Origin of the sequence: Collinsella sp. TF06-26, assembly GCF_002232035.1 — a bacterium.
In the GTDB taxonomy this organism is placed as follows: domain Bacteria; phylum Actinomycetota; class Coriobacteriia; order Coriobacteriales; family Coriobacteriaceae; genus Collinsella.
Genome location: NZ_NKXR01000009.1, coordinates 267 through 23,390, shown reverse-complemented (window position 1 = coordinate 23,390; position 23,124 = coordinate 267). Strand labels below are relative to the sequence as shown.

22 protein-coding genes are annotated in these 23,124 nt (G+C 60.4%); 21 read left to right on the top strand and 1 reads right to left on the bottom strand.

Annotation, left to right across the window (positions count from 1 at the left end):
- The first annotated feature begins 22 nt into the window (after positions 1 to 22).
- The 18 genes from CHY22_RS06295 to CHY22_RS06205 all read left to right on the top strand — a co-directional run bounded on the left by CHY22_RS06295 (position 23) and on the right by CHY22_RS06205 (position 18,300).
- Positions 23 to 1,438 carry a M20/M25/M40 family metallo-hydrolase gene (locus tag CHY22_RS06295; protein ID WP_089573109.1) on the top strand — a complete coding sequence of 472 codons (1,416 nt, stop codon included), beginning with the start codon at positions 23 to 25 and terminating at the stop codon, positions 1,436 to 1,438.
- 230 nt (positions 1,439 to 1,668) lie between these two features.
- On the top strand, positions 1,669 to 2,736 hold the full coding sequence (prfA, locus tag CHY22_RS06290; RefSeq protein WP_089573108.1) for a peptide chain release factor 1: 1,068 nt from the start codon (positions 1,669 to 1,671) through the stop codon (positions 2,734 to 2,736).
- 589 nt (positions 2,737 to 3,325) lie between these two features.
- Positions 3,326 to 4,600 (top strand): HemK/PrmC family methyltransferase, encoded by a 1,275-nt coding sequence (locus tag CHY22_RS06285; protein ID WP_089573107.1) that lies wholly within the window; start codon positions 3,326 to 3,328, stop codon positions 4,598 to 4,600.
- Between the two features lie 220 nt (positions 4,601 to 4,820).
- Positions 4,821 to 5,312, top strand: a complete 492-nt coding sequence (locus CHY22_RS06275) for a type II toxin-antitoxin system HicB family antitoxin (RefSeq protein WP_128620077.1) — start codon at positions 4,821 to 4,823, stop codon at positions 5,310 to 5,312.
- A 134-nt stretch (positions 5,313 to 5,446) separates the two neighbouring features.
- Positions 5,447 to 6,190, top strand: a complete 744-nt coding sequence (locus CHY22_RS06270; protein ID WP_089573104.1) for an L-threonylcarbamoyladenylate synthase — start codon at positions 5,447 to 5,449, stop codon at positions 6,188 to 6,190.
- 13 nt (positions 6,191 to 6,203) lie between these two features.
- Positions 6,204 to 7,745 (top strand): glycerol kinase GlpK, encoded by a 1,542-nt coding sequence (gene glpK / locus CHY22_RS06265; RefSeq protein WP_089573103.1) that lies wholly within the window; start codon positions 6,204 to 6,206, stop codon positions 7,743 to 7,745.
- A 123-nt stretch (positions 7,746 to 7,868) separates the two neighbouring features.
- Positions 7,869 to 8,516 (top strand): uracil phosphoribosyltransferase, encoded by a 648-nt coding sequence (upp, locus tag CHY22_RS06260; RefSeq protein WP_040359658.1) that lies wholly within the window; start codon positions 7,869 to 7,871, stop codon positions 8,514 to 8,516.
- A 280-nt stretch (positions 8,517 to 8,796) separates the two neighbouring features.
- Complete coding sequence (locus CHY22_RS06255; RefSeq protein ID WP_035138788.1) at positions 8,797 to 9,108, top strand: hypothetical protein; 312 nt, start codon at positions 8,797 to 8,799, stop codon at positions 9,106 to 9,108.
- Positions 9,109 to 9,111: 3 nt separating this feature from the next.
- Positions 9,112 to 9,915 carry a F0F1 ATP synthase subunit A gene (gene atpB, locus CHY22_RS06250; RefSeq protein WP_022094263.1) on the top strand — a complete coding sequence of 268 codons (804 nt, stop codon included), beginning with the start codon at positions 9,112 to 9,114 and terminating at the stop codon, positions 9,913 to 9,915.
- Between the two features lie 124 nt (positions 9,916 to 10,039).
- The gene (locus CHY22_RS06245; protein ID WP_022094262.1) at positions 10,040 to 10,234 is read left to right on the top strand and encodes an ATP synthase subunit C; all 195 of its coding nucleotides are present in this window, start codon (positions 10,040 to 10,042) and stop codon (positions 10,232 to 10,234) included.
- 15 nt (positions 10,235 to 10,249) lie between these two features.
- Positions 10,250 to 10,852: a F0F1 ATP synthase subunit B gene (gene atpF, locus CHY22_RS06240; protein ID WP_006235712.1), complete on the top strand. Its 603-nt coding sequence runs from the start codon at positions 10,250 to 10,252 to the stop codon at positions 10,850 to 10,852.
- Entirely contained in the window at positions 10,842 to 11,318 is a 477-nt protein-coding gene (locus CHY22_RS06235; RefSeq protein WP_006235713.1) for a F0F1 ATP synthase subunit delta, read from the top strand. The genes atpF and CHY22_RS06235 overlap by 11 nt, the downstream gene beginning before the upstream one ends.
- On the top strand, positions 11,318 to 12,916 hold the full coding sequence (atpA, locus tag CHY22_RS06230; RefSeq protein WP_035138794.1) for a F0F1 ATP synthase subunit alpha: 1,599 nt from the start codon (positions 11,318 to 11,320) through the stop codon (positions 12,914 to 12,916). The genes CHY22_RS06235 and atpA overlap by 1 nt, the downstream gene beginning before the upstream one ends.
- A 5-nt stretch (positions 12,917 to 12,921) precedes the next feature.
- Complete coding sequence (gene atpG, locus CHY22_RS06225; RefSeq protein ID WP_089573102.1) at positions 12,922 to 13,830, top strand: ATP synthase F1 subunit gamma; 909 nt, start codon at positions 12,922 to 12,924, stop codon at positions 13,828 to 13,830.
- Positions 13,830 to 15,284, top strand: coding sequence for a F0F1 ATP synthase subunit beta (gene atpD / locus CHY22_RS06220; protein ID WP_006235717.1), 1,455 nt, complete (start codon positions 13,830 to 13,832; stop codon positions 15,282 to 15,284). The genes atpG and atpD overlap by 1 nt, the downstream gene beginning before the upstream one ends.
- Positions 15,285 to 15,287: 3 nt before the next feature.
- A complete protein-coding gene (gene atpC, locus CHY22_RS06215) occupies positions 15,288 to 15,680 on the top strand; it encodes an ATP synthase F1 subunit epsilon (RefSeq protein WP_006235718.1) in 393 nt (130 codons plus the stop codon).
- Between the two features lie 88 nt (positions 15,681 to 15,768).
- The gene (gene murA / locus CHY22_RS06210; protein ID WP_089573101.1) at positions 15,769 to 17,052 is read left to right on the top strand and encodes a UDP-N-acetylglucosamine 1-carboxyvinyltransferase; all 1,284 of its coding nucleotides are present in this window, start codon (positions 15,769 to 15,771) and stop codon (positions 17,050 to 17,052) included.
- A 12-nt stretch (positions 17,053 to 17,064) separates the two neighbouring features.
- On the top strand, positions 17,065 to 18,300 hold the full coding sequence (locus tag CHY22_RS06205; RefSeq protein ID WP_089573100.1) for an LCP family protein: 1,236 nt from the start codon (positions 17,065 to 17,067) through the stop codon (positions 18,298 to 18,300).
- Positions 18,301 to 18,697: 397 nt separating this feature from the next.
- On the opposite strand, the gene pepT is transcribed toward CHY22_RS06205, so the two are convergent.
- Positions 18,698 to 19,945, bottom strand: coding sequence for a peptidase T (pepT, locus tag CHY22_RS06200; protein WP_089573099.1), 1,248 nt, complete (start codon positions 19,943 to 19,945; stop codon positions 18,698 to 18,700).
- Between the two features lie 120 nt (positions 19,946 to 20,065).
- Between pepT and CHY22_RS06195 the strand changes: the two genes are divergently transcribed.
- The 3 genes from CHY22_RS06195 (at position 20,066) to CHY22_RS06185 (ending at position 22,950) form a co-directional block, all read left to right on the top strand.
- Positions 20,066 to 20,488 carry a metal-dependent transcriptional regulator gene (locus CHY22_RS06195; protein ID WP_089573098.1) on the top strand — a complete coding sequence of 141 codons (423 nt, stop codon included), beginning with the start codon at positions 20,066 to 20,068 and terminating at the stop codon, positions 20,486 to 20,488.
- A gap of 10 nt (positions 20,489 to 20,498) precedes the next feature.
- Positions 20,499 to 21,392, top strand: coding sequence for a homocysteine S-methyltransferase family protein (locus tag CHY22_RS06190; protein ID WP_035138801.1), 894 nt, complete (start codon positions 20,499 to 20,501; stop codon positions 21,390 to 21,392).
- A 157-nt stretch (positions 21,393 to 21,549) separates the two neighbouring features.
- Positions 21,550 to 22,950 carry a phosphoglucomutase/phosphomannomutase family protein gene (locus CHY22_RS06185; protein WP_089573097.1) on the top strand — a complete coding sequence of 467 codons (1,401 nt, stop codon included), beginning with the start codon at positions 21,550 to 21,552 and terminating at the stop codon, positions 22,948 to 22,950.
- Positions 22,951 to 23,124: the final 174 nt, after the last annotated feature.

Genomic DNA, 23,124 nt, shown 5'->3' with positions numbered 1-23,124 from the left:
TCGTCACAATCGAAAGGATGTCATGGCCGAGGTTTGGCGCTTCTTTGCGCATGAGGACGATTTTGCCGATATAGACGAGGTCAGCGCGTGCGAGCGCTTGGGCCGCGTGCTGTCGTTTCCGACCATTTCGAGCATGGATGCCGAGGCGGTGGACTGGCAGCCCTTCGACGACCTGCGCGCCTATATGCAGCAGGCCTGGCCGCGCGTGTTTGCGGCGGGCGAGGTCGAGCTTATCGACCACTCGCTGTTGGTGACGCTTGTCGGCTCCGACCCTGCTCTCAATCCCGTTATGCTCATGGGCCACATGGACGTGGTCCCCGTGGTGCCGGGTACCGAGGCCGACTGGACGCACGCCCCCTTTAGCGGGCACGTGGACGACACCTACATTTGGGGCCGCGGCGCTATCGACATGAAGGATCAGGTCGCAGGCATTCTCGAGGCGGTTGAGTATGCATTGGCGCACGGTTGGGAGCACAAGCGTTCGCTGTTGCTCGCCTTTGGCCAGGACGAGGAAACCACGCAGTACGGCGCTGGAGCTATCGGCCGCGTGCTCGAGGAGCGCGGTGTTGAGCTCGAGTTCCTGATCGACGAGGGCGACTACCGCATCGTTCCGGCTGCCGAGTACGGCGCGGGCGAGGGCTGGCTTATGCATGCCGACCTGGCCGAAAAGGGCTATGCCGATATCGTGCTCAAGACGAAGAGCGCGGGCGGGCATTCGTCTAACCCCTACGGCGGCACGTCGCTCGAGGTGCTCAGCCGTGCCATCGCCGCAATCTGCGATATCGAGTGGCCGACGCGCGTGACCGATCTGCTTGCCGCGCAGCTTGTCGAGCTGGGGCTCTACACGGCGGATGAGATTGCCGCCAACGGGGGCGCCATTGTCCGCGATTGCCTCGCCAGCAAGAAGCTCTATCCGCTGGTGACGACCACCTGCGCGCCCACGCAGATCGAGGGAGGCAGCGCCGGCGCCAACGTGATGCCGCAGGATATGTGGGCCAACATTAACTTCCGCATGCTCGAGGGCACGAGCGTGGCCGACGTTGTGGCGCGCTGCCGTGAGGCGGTTGCCGGGGCGGACCTTGCCGGTCGTGTCGAAGTGGAGCTGGGCCCCGGCAGCTCCGAGCCCTCGCCGTCCCCGCGCATCGGTGGTCCCGGCCTCGAGGCGGTTCGCTCCATCGCCGCCCGCTATTTCTGCGATCCAAAGGGGACGGAGGAAAACGGATCATCCGAGCCGTTGGCGATTGTCCCCTCGACCGTGATCGGCGCGACCGACGCTGCCAACTACCAGCACATTTGCTCCGAATGCATTCGTTTTTCGGCGTTTGTGGTCGACGATGACGAGTGCGACCGCGGCGTCCACGGCACCAACGAGCGCATCACCCGCCGCGCCTACCTCCAGGGTGTTCGCTTCCTCATCGCCCTGCTCCATACGCTCTAGAATCCGACAAAGGGACTCTCCCTTTGTCGGATTCCGTGCGGGTTGTATGCAGGTTTGCCTGCGCACGCTATCATGTATGGGTTAGACCGCAACTATGTACCCCCATACGCGAAGGGATGCGCATGTATCTGAAGATCGACATGTTCTAGCCGGGCTTACCCCCGCATCGGCGCCCCGCGCCCCATCAATTCTGCCGATTTTCACCTTCACGCATATAAAGGAGTCCCGCCATGCGCGACAAGCTCGAAAAGATTATCAAGGCCTACGAGGAGCTCGAGAAGAAGCTCTCCGACCCGGCCGTCGCCTCCGATATTAAGGAGTTCACGCGTCTCAACAAGGAGTACGCGCACCAGTCCGACCTCATCGCCGCTTCGCGCGAGTACATCGGTGCGCTCGATGACATCGAGGCTGCCAAGGAAATGCTGCACGATACCACCGATGCCGATGAGAAGGAGATGCTCCAGATGGACATCTCCGAAAACGAGGCCAAGCTTCCCCAGCTCGAGGAAGACATTAAGTACATGCTCATCCCGAGCGACCCCAACGACGACAAGAACACTATCGTCGAAATCCGCTCCGCCGCCGGTGGCGACGAGGCGGCCATCTTTGCCGGCGATCTGTACAAGATGTACCAGCGCTTCTGCGAGTCGCGCGGCTGGAAGACCACCGTGCTCGACTCCAGCCCTAGCGAGGCCGGCGGCTTTAAGTCCATCGAGTTCAAGGTCGAGGGCGACCGCGTCTACTCCGTCATGAAGTTCGAGTCCGGCGTGCACCGCGTCCAGCGCGTTCCCAAGACCGAGTCCCAGGGCCGTATCCAGACCTCCACGGCAACCGTCGCCGTGCTTCCCGAGGCCGAGGAGATTGACGTTCAGATCAACCAGTCCGACCTGCGCATCGATACCTACTGCGCCTCCGGCCCTGGCGGTCAGTGCGTTAACACCACCTACTCCGCCGTGCGCATCACCCACCTGCCCACCAACACCGTGGTGCAGTCGCAGGAGCAGCGTTCCCAGATCCAGAACCGCGAGGTCTGCATGCAGATGCTGCGTGCTCGTCTGTACGAGATGGAGCTCGAGCGTCAGCAGGCAGAGCTCGGTGCCGAGCGCCAGAGCCAGATCGGCCACGGCAACCGTTCCGAGAAGATCCGCACCTACAACCAGCCCCAGGACCGCGTGACCGATCACCGCATCGGTTTCAACTCCACCTACAACGGCGTCCTTCTAGGCGATCAGCTCGGCACGGTCATCGAGGCGCTCGCCGCCGCCGAGCGAGCCGAGAAGCTGGCACAGGCCGTGTAGGTTACGCGGTTTTACAAACCGCGTAACGACTCGACGCTGCGCGCCGCCCAGAGCGACAATTTGTCATTCAAAAGGCAAGGCATGACCAGAAGGTCTATGCCTTGCCTTTTTCATGCCAACTTGTTCGCTCTGGACGTCGCTCGCTGACATTGCCAAAACATCGGCGTTTCCTTGGTTGTCAAATGATTCGTAGGGAGTCATTGGTGACATTGCCTTGATATTTTATTCAGTCGGCTGTGATGTCATTTGAGCTGCTTACCTGCTTAAGGTAATTGACGGCATAAGTTCGCTATCGAAAATATTGCTCAAAATATCGTTCAAGAAGTCGCGGAGCGATTTTTGATGGGTCGTGCGTCAAGCGATGTGGCAAGTTCTTGGTTAGATATTGGTCAGTTTTGGGGCAACCTTGCCAAAAGCTTGACGAATGCAAATTTAGACGTCAGCGAATGAACACTTTGAGCGAGCTCGGTGCAAAATTCTGGGCTGATTCTCGATAATCGCCTTCAATCGCCCCTTGCCAAGCGCTGGCCTCGCTTACAATCTGCTCCGACATTCGCGCGCCGTCCGGCGCTTAAGAGGGGAGGGCCCCATGGCAAACGAGATTTGGACCATCAAGCGTTGTCTCGAGTGGACCAAGGAGTACCTGGCCGAGCGCGGCGAGGAGCACCCCCGTCTTTCTGCCGAGTGGCTGCTGTGCGCCGCCACGGGCCTGGCGCGCATTGACCTATATATGCGTATGGACGAGACGCTTAACGCGGCCCAGCTCGAGACCATGCATGCGGCCGTTGTCCGCCGCGCTAAGGGCGAGCCGCTGCAATACATCACGGGCAGCACGCAGTTTCGCATGATCGACGTCGCGTGCGCCCCCGGTGTGCTCATTCCGCGCCCCGAGACCGAGATGCTCGTCGAGGAAGTCCTCAATTATCTGGATGCCGAGGTACTGAGCCCCGAGGCCGCTGCCCGTCAGCGTGTTGAGCTGCCTTGGAACGATGAGGTCGAGCAGGCACGCAAGGCCGAGGCCGCATTGGCCGACGAGCGAGCGACGGCCGAGCGCCGTGCCGCCAACCTCACAGCTGCCGACGAGGCGGCGCTAGGCGGCGATGTGCTGGGCAGTCGCGCTTATGCCGAGGAACTGGCCGATCGCGAGGCCGAGGAAGCCGCCGCGCAGGCGGCAGAAGCCGAAGCGGCAGAAGCAGAGGCCATGGAAACCCCCGAGCCCGAGCTCGACGAATACGGCATCGCCATTGAGGACAACGACCAACAGGCGACTCCCGCGCAAGATGCCGCCGAGGCCAACGTATCTGCCCCAGCCGAGCCCCGCACTGCCCGCGTTCTCGAGGTCGGCTGCGGCACGGGCTGCATTTCGCTCTCCCTTGCCTGGGAGCGCCGCGGCCACGTTACCTGCACTGCTACCGATATCGAGCCGCGCGCCATCGATCTGGCCACCAAAAACCGTGATGCGCTTGGCCTCACGTCCGACGAGGTCGCCTTCAGCCTCACAAACCTGGTGAGTTCCATTCCCCGCGAAGAGTGGGGCACCTTTGATGTGCTCGTCTCCAACCCACCTTACATCCCGACCGACGTCATGCGCTCGCTGCCGCATGAGGTCAAGGACTTTGAGCCCGATCTGGCGCTCGAGGGCGGTGCCGACGGTCTCGATATCTTCCGCCGCCTGCTCAACGCGGCGCCCTACATGCTGCGTGCCGGCGGCCTGTTTGCCTGCGAGCTCTACGAGGGCGCGCTCGACGCCGCGGCCGAGCTCTGTCGTCAAGCAGGCCTTTCGGACGTGCGTATCGTCCACGACCTCACCGATCGCCCCCGCATTGTCCGAGCCATCGTCACCGAGCCCAAGCAACGCCAGTAATATTTATTAACTGGTTAGCAAAAATTATAAAGTAGTTTATAATTAGGACGGCTGAAAGAGGTCGGCCCATGCAACCTCCTACCTTTCGGGAAATCATTGCCCTACTCAAGCACGATGGATTCGTGAAGGTCGCGCAAGTCGGTAGTCATGCTAAGTATGTTTCTGGTGACCGCGTTGTCACCGTGAACGGCTCTGGTGGTGATCGACCAAAGAAGGGCACGTGGGCAAGTATTCGTCGCCAAGCTGGATGGTAGTTGGAGGCAAAATGAGGCAGCGATTTACCTATGACTGCGTTCTCATAAAAGAAGACGATGGTTACTGCGCTAGCTTCCCGCAGATTCCCGGCGCCTTTGCCGATGGCGATACGCGCGAAGAAGCGATTGCCCATGCCACCGAGGCACTGATGGCGTTTTTGGCCGACGACCTCAACAACGGTTTGACTCCGGCAGGGTACGAACGCTCGGCCGAGGTCGTGGCCCTTTCAGTCGAAATCGACCACGAGGACGCTCGGGAAGCGGCGTGCCGAACATTTAAAGACGCAGCGCTGGACCTCAAAGTCTCCGCTCCGCGGATTACCGCGCTGGTCAAAGCCGGAAAGCTCGATGTTGAACTCGTCGACGGCCGTCGGATGATAACGATAGACAGCATCGAGCGTTACGCCGCCCAAGAACGTCACGCCGGCAGGCCAAAGAAGTTCGTCGCAGTCCAATAACCCCCTCACTTTCACCGACTACTAGAGCCGCTCACCAAACCAACATGCGCTCTGGGCAAATAGGTTGAACGTTTCGTGCGAGAATGCCCCACAGTAAACAAACTTGCACCAGAGCGTAAGGGGCTGGCATACACATGCAGACGGTCTATCGGGTATACGAGGGAACGCGCGAGCCGCATCGGCTTGCCGTCGAGCGCACGGCCGAGGTGCTCGGCCGCGGCGGCCTGGCTTTGATCCCGACCGAGACCGTCTACGGTGTCGCCGTGGCAGTCAACGCCTTCTCGGACGCCGTGCCCCAAGATACAAGCGAATTCCCATCGTGGCCGCGCGATCCGCAGGCTGCCGTCAATGGCGCCGCAGTTCCTGCGCTCGGCACCGGCTATCGCCGTATCTTCACTCTCAAGCAACGTGAACTCACGCAAACCGTCGCTTGGCTGGTCGATGGCGTCGAAGCACTCGACCGCTATGGCGTGGATATCCCGGAAGATGCCCGCATACTCGCGCGACGATGCTGGCCGGGAGCCCTGACTATCGTGGTCAAGGCAGCTCCCTGCGTGCCGACCTTTATGCGCGCTGCCGACGACACGGTGGCACTTCGCGCTTCGGCCTCGCCCGTGGTGCAGGCGCTCATTCGCGCCTGTGGCAGCCCCCTTGCCTGCACCAGCGCCAACACGCATGGCGCGCCCGCGCCGGCAAGTTTTATCACGGTGGAGGGTCGCATCCTGGAGGGGGTCGATGTTGCCGTCGACGCCGGTGAGACCCCGTGTCGCGACGCCTCGACCATCGTGTCGTTTCAGCACGGCGAGCTCCAGATCCTGCGCCAAGGCGCACTTCCCGCATCAGAGATCGAACGGGTCCTGTCCGACCCGATGCAATAGAAAGGTTTAAGCGATGTCGTTGAATCTGGGCAGCCTGGGCATGGAAGATGCCTCGTTTGACTTTGGCGGTTCCTACATCATGGCGCTCGACTGCGGCACCACCTCGGTACTTGCGACCATCGTCGACGAGTACGGATGCATCGTCGCGCAGGCACGTCGCAGCGTCAAAACCAGCTTCCCGCGTCCCGGCTGGGTGGAGCAAGACCCCATGGCGGTCCTTGCTAGCCAGATCGCCGTCATGATGGAAGTCCAGTTTAAGAGCGGTATCCACTCCGACCGCATTGCCGCCATCGGCATCTCCAACCAGCGCGAGACCACGGTGGTCTGGGATCGCGTGAGCGGTCAGCCGATCTATAACGCTATCGTATGGCAGTGCCGCCGTACCGCACCTCTGATCGACGAGCTTGTCGAGCAGGGCGCAGAAGGGCTGGTGCGCTCCCGCACGGGACTCACGCTCGACCCGTATTTCTCGGCCTCCAAGGTGCAGTGGATTCTCGACAACGTCGACGGCGCACGCGAAAGCGCGGCGGCGGGCGACCTCATGTTTGGCACCATCGACACCTGGCTCATCTACAACCTCACCGGCGGCCAGGTCTTTGCCACCGACTACACCAATGCCAGCCGCACGGCACTCTTTAATATCCATACGCTCGATTGGGACGACGACCTGCTGGCACTCTTTGACGTTCCACGTTCCATGATGCCCGAGGTTCGCTGGAGCTCGGGCGACTACGGCCGCGTCGCGAGCGACATCATGACCAACATGCCGCCCATCATGGGCGTGGCGGGTGACCAACAGGCGTCGCTGTTCGGCCACTGCTGTTTCCGTCCCGGCCAGACCAAAAACACCTATGGCACGGGTTGCTTTATGCTCATGAACACCGGCGACGAGATCGTCGAATCCAAGAATGGCCTGGTCTCCACCATCGGTATTGCTGCGGACGGCAAAGTCAGCTATGCGCTCGAGGGCTCTATTTTTGCCGCCGGCTCAACGATGAACTGGCTTCGCAACAACATGGGCATCATCTCGAGCGTGAGCGAGTCGGCACAACTCGCTGCTTCGATTAGCGACAACGAGGGCTGCTACTTCGTTCCCGCCTTTGCGGGTTTGGGTGCTCCCTGGTGGGACCCGCATGCTCGCGGTATCGTGTGCGGTCTGACCGGCGCCTCGAGCCGTGCGACCATCGTACGTGCCGCCTGCGAATCCATGGCATATCAGAGCTACGACGTGCTGCGCGCCATGGAGCAGGACGTGGGGCTTTCGATTGAGCGCCTGTCTGTCGATGGCGGTGCCTCGCGCAACGAGTTCATCATGCAATTCCAGGCCGACCTGCTGGATATCCCCGTGCTGCAATGCGAGACGGTGGAGACCACGGCAATCGGTGCCGCGTACTTGGCGGGTCTTGCCGTCGGCTATTGGGAAGACCTGGAAGAGCTGGAGCAAAATGCCCAGATCGTTAGGACCTTCCTTCCCCACATGTCCGCCGAGCGCCGCGAGCAAAACCTTGCGGGCTGGCGTGATGCAGTCAGGCGCTCGCTCAGCACCTCACAGTAGGGCTGCGATGGGCTGCTCGATACAACAAACCGCTAAACTAATGCATGGCGTGCGGCGGCAACATTGCTGCGCGCCTTGTCAGCAAGGCCGTTTTGCGGCCGCAACGAAAGGGGCAATCAATCCATGACCGTCACCTACGATGCGTCCCGTGTGACGCTTGTCGATCACCCGCTCGTCCAGCACAAGCTGTCGATCCTGCGCGACAAAAACACCGGCACCAACCAGTTCCGCCAGCTCGTGCGCGAACTCGCGCTTTTTGACGGCTACGAGGCCATGCGCGACCTGCCTATGGAAGACGTCGAGGTCGAGACCCCCATCACTACCGCCACGTTCAAACAGCTTGCCGGCAAGAAACTCGCCATCGTGCCCATCCTGCGTGCGGGCCTTGGCATGGTCGACGGCATCCTCGACCTGGTGCCCTCCGCTCGCGTGGGTCACATCGGCATGGAGCGCGACGAGGTCACCCACGAGCCGCACGAGTATTACTGCAAGATGCCCAAGGATATCGACCAGCGCATCTGCCTGGTCGTCGACCCCATGCTTGCCACGGGCGGTTCGGCCGAGATGGCCATCAGCTACCTGCGCGAGCGCGGTGTCAAGGACATCCGCATGCTGTGCATCGTCGCGGCCCCCGAGGGCCTCAAGTCGCTGACCGAGAAGGACCCAGATGTGCATATCTATACCTGCGCCATCGACGACCATCTCAACGAGGCTGCCTACATCGTTCCCGGCCTCGGCGACGCCGGCGACCGCATCTACGGCACGCTCTAGTCGCTGGGCTAAACGGCCGCGGCTGCAAATACGAAGAAACGGTGCGCGCGGACGAACAAAAGGCGACCGCGCGCACTCCTGTTAACGGACGTTTTGCCCTGCAGGGTTCGAGAAAAACGTATTACCGTACCTGCGGCATAAAGAAGGTCTTAAGAAAACGAACAGGTGCGTATTAACCGATGCTTTTTCGGTTGTACTTTAGCGATTGGCTCGTACAATAGTCACCAATGTTTGGCGGGAACTGTTCTGTGAAGCGTTAAAAAGGAAAGTGAGGACGCCAGTGTTTCAGATAGCCGATCTGCTCGCTATCGTTGCAGGCGCCATCGCGGGCGCAATTGCCTTCCTTCCCTTTGTCTTTACGCTCAAGCCGGTTCTTGACGATAAACAGAATGCGGACATGCTCAAGGGTATGGTGAGTCTGGCGGTCTCGGCAATCGCCCTGCTCGTCTTTACCTTGGTTGTGTTTGTGTTGTTCGGAGAGGCATTTCGCATGTTCCTCCTGGGCGAGGCGATCGGCTTCGTGGCCTTTATGGCCGCCTGCGCGGTTCGTGTCGCCAAGGCGCTGCGAGATCCTCATGAGGTCGAAAGGTAAGTCGTGGAAATTTTTGAAAAGCTGCCTGATGAGATTAATCATCTGGTCAGCGAGTTCAGCTCCACCCCTGTCGTGGGCGATCTGAGCTGCGGCATCACGCAGTACTCGTTTTGGCTGATCGTCTCCACGATCGTGCTCCTGATCGTCCTGGCCGTGTTCAAGAAGAAGCAGACCCTGGTTCCCAAGGGCTTCTTCGTCAACGGTTTCGAGTACATCATCGAGTACGTCGAGAACGATATCGGCAAGGGTGTCGTGGGTGAGAACTGGAAGAAGCACTTCCCGTTCCTGTGCTCGCTTTTCCTGTTCATCCTGATCAATAACATGATCGGCCTGATTCCGGGAATGAAGCCCGGCACCGGCGCAATCGGCTCCACCGCCGCACTCGCCATTTTCGCCTTCGTGTACTTCATCTACTACGGATGCAAGGCTCACGGCGTGATCGGCTACATCAAGAGCCTCGCCCCGCAGGGCGTGAGCTTCCCGATGAACGTGCTCGTGTGGGTCGTCGAGCTTTTCTCGACCTTCCTGCGCCTCATCACGCTCGCCGTCCGTCTGTTCTGCAACATGTTCGCAGGACACGTGGTCATGGGCTCGTTCGCCATCATGGCGAGCATGTTCATGCAGCCGCTGCTTCAGCAGGTTTCCGCGGCCCACGCCGTTGGCGCCCTGCCTTCGCTGGCCTGGCTTGCCATCCTCATCCTGATCTATGCGATCGAACTTGTGGTCGGCGCCATCCAGGCTTACGTCTTCACGGTCCTTACCGCCGTGTATGTCTCCGAGGCAGAGGAGGTCGCGGAGGAGGAGTAGTCTTCCGTTCGCGCCTTAAAGGTAAGGTAATTCGTTAAACCGCCGGTGCCCGTACCCATGGAGCCCGGCAGTTATAAAAAGGTTATCCTGCGTGAAATAAGACACGCACGACAAAGGAGGAATCGTGGGAGTTATCGGTTACGGTCTCGGTGTTATCGGCGCTGGTCTTGCTATCGGCCTGTCTGCTCTGGGTGCTACGGGTGCTATGGCCCGTCAGCCTGAGGTCCAGGGCCGCGTGTTCACCGTCTTCATTATGGGCTCCGCCTTCGGCGAGGCTCTGGCTCTGATCGGCTTCGTTGTCGCGCTGATCGTTAAATAGCACGGAGCGTCAAGTATGAATCTTTCATCCCAGAAGAGCGCGATCGCACTCTCCGCGTCCGCGGCCGCGCTGCTCATGCCGGTTTCCGCGTTCGCCGAGGACGGCGCTGCCGGTGCGGACATCCTCATCCCTAAGATGGCGGAGTTCATCCCGGCGCTTATCGCCTTCCTGATTATCTGGATCGTGCTGGCCAAGGTCGCCCTGCCGGGCATCATGAAAACCATGGAGGAGCGCGGCAAGAAGATCGAGGAGAGCCTCGACGAGGCCGAGAAGACCAAGCAGGAGGCTATCGCCAAGCGCGCTGAGTCCGACTCGATCGTCACCGACGCCCGTCGTCAGGCTGCCGACATCGTTCTCGAGGCCCGTAAGGACGCCGAGTCCGAGCGCGCCCGTATCATCGAGGCTGCTCACAAGGAGGCCGAGGAGATCATCGCCAAGGCCCATACGACCGTCGAGGACGAGCGCAAGTCCATTTACGCCGGTGCCGCGAGCTCCATCGCCGACCTGTCCGTTGCCGTCGCCACCAAGATCGTGGGCGAGGCACTCGAGGACGATGCCGAGCAGAAGAAGCTCATCGAGCGCTACATCCAGGAAGCAGGTAGCCTGAATGCCGACTAGCCGCTATCAGGACAAGGTGCTCGAGACCTACGCGCGCTCCCTTCTGGAAGCCGCTAAGGCCGAGAACCATGTGTTCGAGGACCTCGAGATGATCGAGCGCTTGGCTTCTGCCAGCCCCGAGATCATCGCCGTGCTCGACACCATGTCCAAGCGCGACCAGCTCGACCTTCTTCCCAAGGTGGCAGCTGCCTTTAAGTATGTTGCCGAGGAAGACGAGGATGTAGTGGGCGTGACCGTCACCACGGCGATCCCGCTCGACGACGAGCTGCGTCAAACCATCACTAAGAAATGCGAGCAGGACTTCGGCCGCAAGGTATTCCTTATCGAGCAGGTTGACCCGTCTATCGTGGGCGGCCTGGTGCTCGAGGCCCGCGGCGAGCGTCGTGACATTTCCGTCAAGACGCAGCTGCGCATCGCGCAGGAGACCCTCGCAAACTCTGCTAATTCGTACGGAGGTGAAGCCTAATGTCCGAAACCCTCAATGCCCAGGATATCGCCAAGAAACTGCAGGAGCAGCTCACGAGCCTCTCCGCGACGGTCGATACGCATGAGGTTTCAACGGTCGACGAGGTAGGCGACGGCATCGCGCGCGTCTCCGGCCTCAAGAGCGCCATGGCAGGCGAGCTTCTGGAGTTCAAGAGCTCCGATACCGGTGAGACCGTCTTCGGCCTTGCCCAGAACCTTGACCGTGACGAGGTCGGCGCCGTTCTGTTCGGTGCCGTCGACTCCATCAAGGAAGGCGACGAGTGCCGCACCACTGGCCGCATTATGGATATCCCCGTGAGCCGTGCCATGCTCGGCCGCGTCGTCAATCCGCTCGGCCAGCCCATCGACGGCCTGGGCGACATCGTCGCCACGCACCGTCGCCCCATCGAGTTCAAGGCTCCCGGCGTCATCGATCGTACCCCGGTGTGCGAGCCGGTTCAGACCGGTCTGCTCGCTATCGACTCCATGGTGCCTATTGGCCGCGGTCAGCGTGAGCTCATCATCGGCGACCGTAAGACCGGTAAGACCGCCATCGCCATCGACGCTATCCTCAACCAGCGCGGCAAGGGCATGGTCTGCATCTATGTCGCCATCGGCCAGAAGGCCTCCACGGTTGCCAACATCCGCGAGACCCTCGCTCAGCACGGTGCGCTCGACTACACCATCATCGTTTCGGCCACCGCTGCCGATTCCGCCCCTATGCAGTACATCGCGCCTATGGCCGGTGCCGCTATCGGCGAGTTCTTCATGTACAACGGCGAGGACGGCAAGCCCGCCAGCGAGACCAACCCCGGCGGCCACGTGCTCGTCATCTACGACGACCTGTCCAAGCAGGCTGTGGCCTACCGTCAGATGTCGCTGACGCTGCATCGTCCGCCCGGACGCGAGGCCTATCCTGGCGACATCTTCTACCTGCACTCTCGTCTGCTCGAGCGTGCCGTCAAGATGTCCAAGAAGAACGGTTACGGCTCCATGACGGCACTGCCGATCATCGAGACCCAGGACGGCGACGTCTCGGCCTACATTCCGACCAACGTCATTTCCATTACCGATGGTCAGATCTACCTGCAGTCCGAGCTCTTCTTCCAGGGTCAGCGCCCGGCAGTCGACGTGGGCATCTCCGTGTCCCGCGTCGGTGGCGACGCTCAGACCAAGGCTATGAAGCAGGTTGCCGGCAACCTTCGCCTGGACCTCGCTTCGTACCAGGAGCTCGCTGGCTTTACGCAGTTCGGCTCCGACCTCGACGAGGCTACTCAGAAGCAGCTGACCCATGGTGCTCGCATGACCGAGCTCCTGAAGCAGCCGCGTTACAAGCCGTTTGAGGTTGGCGAGCAGATCGTTACGCTGTTCGCTGGCAACGAGGGCTTCCTGGATGACCTGGAGATCGCCGACGTGCTGCCCTTCCGTGCCGAGCTCATCGAGTACATGGACAATGGCTTTGGTTCGCTGCTCGACAAGGTTCGCGCCAAGAAGATCGATGATGACACCAAGGCTGAGCTCTTGCGCGTCATCGGCGACTTCAAGCAGCAGTTCATGGCCAAGCACCATTCGGATGTTTCTGGATCAGAGGAGAACTAAGCCCCATGGCCAACCTTCGCGACATTAAGAAGCGAATCTCCTCGGTTACCACGACCAAGCAGATCACGCGCACGATGGAGATGGTCTCTACGGCCAAGATCCGTCGTGCCCTCGATCGCTCCAAGCAGGCCGAGCCCTATAAGGAGGCGCTGACCGACGTCATGTTGACGGTCGCCGGCGACGCCTCCTGTTCGGGCACCGATCCCATGCTGCAGAAGCATGAGAGCGTTAAGCGTGGCCTGATTGTCGTCATTGCTTCTGACCGCGGCCTTGCCGGCGGTTTCAATACGACGGTGGAGCGCACGGCCGAAAAGCTCGCCGCTTCTTGGGCGAACGACGGCATCGAGTGCGAGATCATCGCGTGTGGGCGCAAACCGGCCACGTATTTCCGTGACCGCGCAAACGTCGTCATGCACTTTGAGGGCAACTCCTCTGAGCCCGATTTCAATCAGGCCCGCATGATCTCCTCTCATATCTGCGATGCGTATCGTGCCGGTGAGCTTGACCGTGTCGAGCTTGTCTACCACCACGCCAAGAACCGCGTGGATCAGGAGCTTCGCGTCGAGCATCTGTTGCCGCTCGATCCCGAGATGATCGCTATGGCCCACGGTCCGCGTAAGAACGAGACCGACGCCCCTAAGCGCATCTCGTCCACGTTCGAGTTCGTGCCCTCTCCCGAGCATGTTCTCGGCAAGCTTGTGCCGTCTTATATCCTGACGGTCATCTACCAGGCCCTGATCGATTCGGCGGCTGCCGAGCAGGGTGCACGCCGCAAGGCCATGCACTCCGCGACGGAAAACGCCACCGCGATCATCTCGACCCTTACCCGCACGTATAGTCGCGTGCGCCAGGCTTCGATCACGACCGAGATTAACGAGATCGTCGGCGGAGCCTCAGCATTGGAGGAACAGTAATGGCTAATAACACCGTAAAGCTTGCGGTCGAGGAAGCCACCAAGAAGACGACTGCCGGTGATGGTCGCATCGTGCGAATCATCGGCCCTGTCGTCGACGTCAAGTTTGACGGCGCGGTGCCCCCGATCTACAACGCGCTCACGGTCGAGGCCGAGACCCCGATCGGTCATCTGAGCACGATCCTCGAGGTCGAGAGCCAGCTTCCGGGCGGCGTCGTCCGCACGGTTGCCATGTCCTCGACCGACGGCCTGCAGCGCGGCCTCATCGCCACCGATACCGGTGAGCCCATGAAGATGCCCGTTGGCCCCAAGACGCTCGGCCGAATTTGGAACGTTATGGGCAAGCCCGTCGACGGCAAGCCCATGCCCGAGGTGGAGGAGTTCTACCCCATCCACCATGCAGCGCCCCGCTTTGACGAGCTCACCACCAAGACCGAGATCTTCGAGACCGGCATCAAGGCCGTCGACCTGCTCGAGCCCTACATCCGTGGCGGCAAGACGGGCCTGTTCGGCGGCGCCGGCGTCGGCAAGACCGTTCTGATTCAGGAGCTCATCAACAACCTCGCCCAGGAGCACGGCGGCACCTCGGTGTTCACCGGCGTCGGCGAGCGTACCCGCGAGGGCACCGACCTGTTCCTCGAGATGAGCGAGTCTGGCGTTATCGACAAGACCTGCTTGGTCTATGGTCAGATGAACGAGCCGCCCGGAGCGCGTCTGCGCATCGGTCTGGCCGGCCTTACCACCGCTGAGTACTTCCGCGATCGCGGCCAGGACGTTCTGCTGTTCATCGACAACATCTTCCGCTTCTCCCAGGCAGGTTCCGAGGTTTCCGCACTGCTGGGCCGTATGCCGTCCGCCGTTGGTTACCAGCCCACGCTGGCAACCGAGATGGGCGACCTCCAGGAGCGCATTACCTCGACCAAGACGGGCTCCATTACCTCCGTCCAGGCTGTCTACGTCCCCGCAGACGACCTGACCGACCCGGCGCCTGCCACGACGTTTACGCACCTCGACGCCACCACGGTTCTTTCGCGTAGCATTTCGTCGCTCGGCCTGTTCCCGGCTATCGACCCGCTCGCGTCTTCCTCCGACGCTCTCGATCCCTCGATCGTCGGCGAGGAGCACTACCGTGTCGCCGTCAAGGTCCAGGAGCTCCTGCAGGAGTACTCCGACCTTCAGGACATCATCGCCATTCTGGGTATGGACGAGCTGTCCGAGGAGCAGCGCCTTACGGTCAACCGTGCCCGTAAGATTCAGCAGTTCCTCTCGCAGTCCTTCCACGTCGCCGAGAAGTTCACCGGCAACCCCGGTGTCTACGTCCGCGTCGAGGATACCGTCCGCTCTTTCGCCGAGATTGTCGACGGCAAGGCCGATGACCTGCCCGAGCAGGCTTTCCGCTATGCTTCCACGATTGAGGACGTGCGCGAGCGCGCCCGCAAGATGGGGGAGAAGTAGGTTATGCGTATCCGCATCGTGTGCCCCGTGAGCTGCGCCTATGAGGGCGACGCTGCGTTTGTGTCGATTCCGTCCACGGATGGCGAGTTTGGTGTTCTGCCTGCTCACTCCAGCGAGATCTGCACGATCGACCGCGGTTACGTTCGCGTTTCCGATAAGGCCATGGGCACTGTCGACCACACGTTTGCCGTGGCCGGCGGCTATGCCCAGGTTGCGGACGATGTCGTGACCGTTCTCGCCGAGCGCGCTTGCGATTTGGCGACCGTCGATGCCGACAAGCTTAAAGCTGATATTCAAGGTTTTGAAGAGAAGCTGGGTAATTTGTCGGAGGATGATGCACGCCGCGCCTACCTCTATAATGAAATCGCATGGTGTAAGCTCAAGCTTGCCCAATAGTCAAACGATTTAGCGTTCGACCATTTGCGAACACATCATGCCCGGGATGGCCCAGCCACCCCGGGCATGCTTTTTGAAAGGGTAGACCTTGGATATTATCCGCGTTGAGGGTGGCCACGCCATCGGAGGCTCCGTGCCCGTCTCGGGCGCCAAGAACTCCGCGCTCAAACTCATGGCGGCAACGCTTCTGGCGCCGGGCAAGACGACGCTGCAGAACGTGCCCGATATTTCCGATGTCCACGTGATGGGCAAGGTGCTCAAGGGCATGGGCGCTACGATCGATGTTCTCGACGAGCACACGCTCGAGATTGATACCTCTCAGGTCGATTCATGGGAGGCCCCCTACGAGCTCGTTGCCAAGATGCGCGCTTCCACCGCCGTCATGGGGCCCCTGCTGGGCCGCTTCCATCGCGCCAAAATTGCCATGCCGGGCGGCTGCAACCTGGGTGCTCGTAAGATCGATATGCACATTCTTGGTCTTGAGGCCCTGGGCGTTGAGTTCGATACCGCCCACGGTTACATCAACGCTAATGCGCCCCAAGGTCTGCGCGGTACCACCGTCACGCTCGAGTTCGCCAGCGTCGGTGCGACCGAGAATCTCATCATGGCCTCTGTGCGCGCACAGGGCACCACGGTTATCGACAATGCCGCCCGCGAGCCCGAGATCGTCGATCTCGCTAACATGCTCAACGAGATGGGCGCCAAGATTGTTGGCGCCGGTACGCCCGTCGTGACTATCGAAGGCGTGGAAGAGCTCCATCCCGTTATCCATCGCGTGGTGGGCGACCGCATCGAGGCCGGTACCTTTATCGTCGCCGGTGCGTTGATGGCGGACGATCGCGGTGTCGATGTCACGGGCTTTTGCCCCATTCATTTGGGCATGGTGCTCAAGAAGATGGAGCTCATGGGTATCGACTGCGAGCGCGTCGAGGATGGCGTCCATGTGAACCGTGCCGAGCGTATCAAGCCGGTCGACATCCAGACGCTTCCGTTCCCCGGTTTCCCGACCGACATGCAGGCGCAGATTATGGTGCTCTCCGCCCTTGCCGACGGCAGTTCCGTTATTACCGAGAACATCTTCGAGAATCGCTTTATGTTTGCCTCTGAGCTGGTGCGCATGGGTGCCGACATTCGTATCGAGAGCCATCATGCCATGATTCATGGCGTCAAGGGCTTCTCGGGTGCACAGGTTACCTCGCCCGATCTGCGCGGCGGAGCGGCCCTCGTCGTAGCGGGCTTGATCGCCGACGGGACGACCGAGGTTTCGGCTATCCATCACATCAAGCGCGGCTACGAGCAGTTTGTCGAAAAGCTGCAGGCGCTCGGCGCGCATGTCGAGCATGCTACCGTCCCCGATCCCGTCATCTACTAATACAGGTTGCCTATGTTTAATAAAAAGCCCCTCGCAGATACCACCACCCGAAGACCCTCAACTGGTGCGCAGGCCAAGATCTACAGTCGCGATAACGTGGCTCGCTATTCCGAGCGCGCTCGCCAACGTCGTCGTAGCCACACGATTCGTCACGTCGCGCTCATTGTCGTGCTTGGCGTGCTGTTGAGTGCCACTACCGCTGCCGGCCTGTGGTTTGCCACCATTATGGGCAAGCTCGGCGATTCTAATGTCATTACCGACAATCTGCGTCGGGTTCTGGTTGACACCGATGAGGCAAAGGATCCGTTCTACGTGCTGCTTCTTGGTACCGACGGCCGTCCGGGCGAGGATACGTATCGTGCCGACTCGATTATCCTGGCACGCATCGACCCCACGCAAAAGCAGGCGACGCTCATTTCCGTTCCGCGCGACACCAAGGTCGAGTACAAGGGCGAGACCATGAAGATCAACGCCTGCCATACCGTTGGCGGCGCCGAGGCCATGGTCGAGGCGGTCAACGAGCTGTGCGGTGTTCAGATTTCCCACTATGCCGAGGTCAGCTTCGACGGTATGCAGGCGCTGATTGATTCGGTTGGCGGTATCGACATTAACGCAACCGATGATGTTGACGACCCCGAGCACCTGGATATTAAGATTACCGCTGGCCAGCAGCATATGGACGGTGCCACCGCCCTTACCTATGCCCGCTGCCGCTACACCTATGCCGACGGCGATTACACGCGCATGCGCCACCAGCGTCAGGTGCTTGGCGCCCTTGCCAACCAGATTCTCAATAACTTCGATGCCACGAAGATCTTTGGCCTGGTTAATTCGCTGTCCGATATGCTCGTAACCGATATGAGCGTTCAGGATATCGTGGCTACGGTCAACGCCATGCGCGGTATGGATGTCGACGGTATCTACTCGGCCAACCTGCCCTCGTACGCCGACGACAGCACCATGATCGACGGTGTGAGCTACGTCTTTGTCTACGAGGACGAGCTCAAGGAAATGATGGAGCGCGTCGATGCTGGCAAGGATCCCAAGGGTCCCAACACCATGGGTCTTTCCGACGGTTCCAGCTCTACGATCGGCGACCTGAACAACAACACGTCTGACGATTACGCAAACGGTACCGCAACCTCATCGGTCAGCTCTGACGATTCCGATGACTCAAGCGATTCGAGCGATTCGGACTACTACGAAGAGCCCACCGGCGACGGCAACGGCTACGAAGCCAATTATTAGGGTTACGCGGGCTTACCAGCCCGCGTAACCAGTTGACGCTGCAAACCCGCCAGAGCGGCAATCTGCCTTTCAACTTCGGCGGCATGATCAAAAGATCAATGCCGCCTCGTTTCAAGGCACCTTGCTCGCTCTGGCGGGTTTTCGCTGTCGTTGCCAAAACATCGGCGTTGCCTCGGTCCGGACTAGTCGTTGGGTAGTCATTGGGGACGTTCTTAAACGACTAGTCAAACAAGAACGTCCCCAATGACTACCCACAAAGCGAGAGTGGATCTCGTCATTTTGCGGCACTTGGGGACGTTCCTTTTCTGCCGGCAGTTAGGGACACTCCCTGTACAAAAACCGCCCCGTCCTCTGTAGAGGACGGGGCGGTTTGTCTTTTAGGCTTGAGCGGCCAGGCTTATGCAAAGCGGGCGACGAGCTCCTGGAGCACGTCGGTCATCTTGACGAGCGAACTGACCGGGACGAACTCGTTGACGCCGTGGTAGCAATAGCCGCCGGTGGAAAGGTTGGGGCAGGGCAGACCGCGGAACGACAGCTGAGCGCCGTCGGTGCCGCCACGAATCGGCAGCACTTGGGGCTCAACGCCGCAGGCAAGGTAGGCTTCCTTGGCAACATCAATAAGCTCGGGATAGTCACGAACGATCTCGGCCATATTTCGATACTGCTGCTTAATCTCGACCGTCACGCGCTCCTCACCCAGACGCTGGTTGAGCATCGAGGCGGCGGCATCAATAAGGTCGAGTTTCTGCTGGAACTTGGCGGCATCGTGATCACGGACGATATAGCGCGCCGTGGCGTGATCGACGGTCGCAGATACACCCTCAAGGTGATAAAAGCCCTCGTAGCCTTCCGTATACTCCGGGCGCTGCACGTAGGGGAGCAACGCGTTGAAGTCGCAGAACAGATTGCCTGCGTTGACCATACGGCCCTTGGCGTCGCCCGGGTGGATGGACTGGCCCTCAAAGCGGATGGTCGCCTCGGCGGCGTTAAAGCACTCCCACTCCAGCTCGCCGATGGGGCCGCCGTCGACCGTGTAGGCGTACTTGCAGCCAAAGGTATCGATATCCAACAGCTCGGCTCCGTGACCGATCTCCTCGTCAGGGCAGAAGCAAATGCCGAGTGCGGGATGGGGCAGAGAGGGGTCCTGAGCGATACGCGCGACAAGCGACATGATCTCGGCGACGCCTGCCTTGTCGTCCGCGCCCAGCAGCGTGGTGCCATCGCTGCAGACCAGGTCCTCACCCGCGAGGTCGTTCAGGGCGGGAAGCTTGGCGGTACTCATGGCAACGGGCTTACCGTCAACCGTGCCGCAGACCAGGTCGCCGCCTTCGTAGTGTACGATGTGCGGCTTCACGCCGGCGCCCGGTGCAACTTCGGTGGTGTCGAGATGGGCGATCAGGCCAAGGGCGGGCTTGTCCTCAGCGCCCGCACTTGCGGGGATATGCGCGCAGACATAGGCATGCTCGGTCACGTGGGCATCTTCCGCACCAAGCTCGCGCAGCTCTTCAGCCAGCACGTTGGCAAGGTCAAACTGAACGACGCTCGAGGGTACCTGGTCGCAGTTTGCATCCTCGGACTGCGTGTTGATCTGGACGTAGCGCAAAAAGCGCTCGAGGACATCGGGGTTCGTGGTGGTGTTTTCCATAAAGACCGCTCCAATCTTGGTCGTCGTGTGCAACAAGAACTCTAGCACGGTATGCCACGGCATACCGCGACGCTTGGATGGGGTAGAATCAGCCATTGAATGCAGAAGGGACGGAAGATCATGGATACGACAAATAGCTCGCGCGAACTACATCTGACGGTGGCGAACGAAGACTACTTGGAGTGCATGGTTCGCATTGAAAGCGAAGAGGGGGAAACCAACGGCGTGCGATCGGTCGACATCGCGCAGCGCCTTGGCGTCTCCAAGGCATCGGTCAATAAAGCGGTTTCGGCGCTCAAGGCATCCGAGCTTGTCGAGCAATCGCACTACGGCAAGGTAGTCCTGACCGATCGCGGCCGCGAGGTTGGCACGGCTATCTGGTACCGTCATCGCCTCGTCCGCACGTTTTTGGTTCAGGAGCTCGGTGTCGAATTTGAGCGAGCCGATTCCGAGGCCTGCATGATGGAGCATGCGCTATCCGAGGACACGATGAACCGCTGGCTCGCCTATCTCGAAAAGCAGGGAATCAGCGTCGAGGAATAGCGGGATATATATGGATACGAGTTATTACAATCGCTTTGGTGCCGAGGAACTTACGCGCCGCTTGTCGAGCGAGACCTTGTTGGCGCAGGGCCCCATGGGCAGTGTTCTGTTGAGTGAGTACGACGCCGCCGATATTCCACCGGCGTTTTGGAATCTGGCAGAGCCGCAGACCGTTTCTCGTATTCATCGCTTGTATGTCGCCGCCGGCGCGCAGGTGCTCATTACCAACACCTTTCAGGCATCAAGCTATGCCCTCAAGCACGATCAGATTGCGCCGTCCGTGGCGGAGGTCAATCGAGGGGCCGTTGACGATGCCCGCCAGGCGCACCCTCAGCTGCTGCTGGGCTCGATGGGCCCGATCGGTATTGAGTGGTTTGCCGAAGACTCTGCCGAGTATCGTGAAATCCGAGGCATTGCGCGCGAACAGGCGCACGCCTTGCTCAATGCCGGTGTTGACGGTCTGCTGATCGAGACGGTGACGTCTATCCGTAATTTGCAGCCCATGCTTGCCGGCGCCCGAGATGCCGCCGACGGCATGCCTGTCCTGGTGAGTTTTGTCGTTGACGATAAAGGCGACCTGTTGGGCGATGGCCTCAACATCGAGGCAGCCGTTTTGTACGCCGAAAAACACGGCGCAAACTCGGTTGGTGTTAATTGTTGTTCGCTTGCGGCTGCGAACGCGGCAGTGCCCAGGATGGTTGCATCGGCGACTACTCCCGTCACGGTGCGTCCCAACGTGGGCGATCCGGTCCAGACTCAGGATGGCCCCGTATGGCACGAGAACCCCGAGGCTTTCGCGCGCGCATGCATCGAATGGAGACATGCCGGTGCCGCAATGGTGGGCAGTTGCTGTGGAACCACGGCAATCACTACGGCAGCGATGGCCGAGGCGCTCGATATATAAAGGGCAAAACCGCTCCATACGGGGCGGTTTTTTATTGCTTGCATGTCCTCGGCAGCATTTGCCCAAATGGTGAATGCTGGTGCCGGCAGGTTGCCGAGTGTGTATCGCGGGTATACCTCATGCGTACCATGATCCAAACACTGTGAGGTGTCTGCGCGTGTGCACGATAATTCATTTTGGAACTGACGGTTGGCGCGCTCGCGTCGATGAGGACTTCACTGCCGATAACGTTGCCCGTATCGCCGATGCCGTCGGCGAGTTGTGGCAAAAGACCAATCCGGGCAAAACGGTATATATAGGGTTCGACACTCGGCCCCTGGCGCGCGAGTTCGCTGAGCTTGCGGCGGGTGTGCTAGCAGCGCACGGGCTAGACGCCGTGCTCGCTTCGCGACCTGTTCCGACCCCTGCCCTTACGTGGGCGGCGGCTTATGACGGTGAGGCGTGCGGCGCGCTCATGGTGACGGGGTCCCATCATCCGCAGGGTTATCTGTGCCTCAAGATTCGCATGGGTGACGGCTCGACCGCCAACCAGGATGTCATCGAAGAGCTCGAAGAGACCATGGCTCCCGAGCCAATGGGGATCGAGGGGCAATATCGCACCGCGGATATCATTCCTGACTATATGCAGGCGGTGGCATCGTTTGTTGATGCCGAAGCCATCCGTGCCGCGCACCTGCGCGTGGTTGTTGATCCCATGGGCGGCGCAGCCCAGGGCTATCTAGCCGACTTGCTGCGCGAGCTTGGCGTTGAGGTGCACGAGATTCATGCCGGGCAGGCACCTGACCAAGAAGATATCTGCCCCGACCCCGTTGAGCCGTGGGTGGACGCTTGCGAGCGCACGGTTATCGAGGACGGAGCTTGCGCTGGCCTGGTGACCGACGGCGACGCCGACCGTATCGGCGCGGTTGACGAGCGCGGCAGATATATACATCCGCATCAGATCATGGCGCTCGTTTTGGGCGACTTGGTTCAATTTCGTAATTTGGAGGGGCGCGTCGTTGTCAATCTTTCATGCTCGACGCTCGTGCGTCGCATTGCCGAGGCGCTTGGCTGCCGCGTGACCGTCAAACCAGTCGGTTTCAAATATATAGCGGCGGAGATGAAGAAGGGCGGCGTCCTCATGGGCGGCGAAGAAGCCGGTGGTATCGGCATCGCCGCGCATATGCCCGAGCGCGATGGAATCCTCGCCTGTCTGATTCTGTGCGAGCTTATGGCAAAGACGGACGCGCCTTTGGGCGTTCTGGTCGACCAACTCGAGGACAGTTTTGGTAAGACGAGTTACGGTCGACGCGATTTGCGCCTTGAGGCCGAAGATGCCGAAACGTTGCGAACCCTGCTGCCGGGCGTAAACCCCAAGTCGATTTGTGGCAAGGTGCCGCAAAACGTTAGTCATATGGATGGCTTGCGTTTGGCATTCGAGGATGACACGTGGTTGCTGGTCCGTCCTAGCGGGACCGAACCAGTGGTGCGCGTCTACGCCGAGGGGTTCTCGGTGGAAGAACGTGATGAGTTGCTCGATGCTGGCTGTGCTTTAGCTAGGGGGACGTATCCGCTTTAACCATGAGGCTGCCTTATATAAAGAGATGCTCGGCGAGCGGTAGGTAACGGCTGGCAAACGTTAGCCGGATCCCAAAATGTGCAGGAAATGTGTACGCCCAGATTCCCGCCCCCGGCGCCCTTCCGGTCTGGCAATATATCTCCTTGCCGCGCGGCCCGGTCGGACCGGATCAGC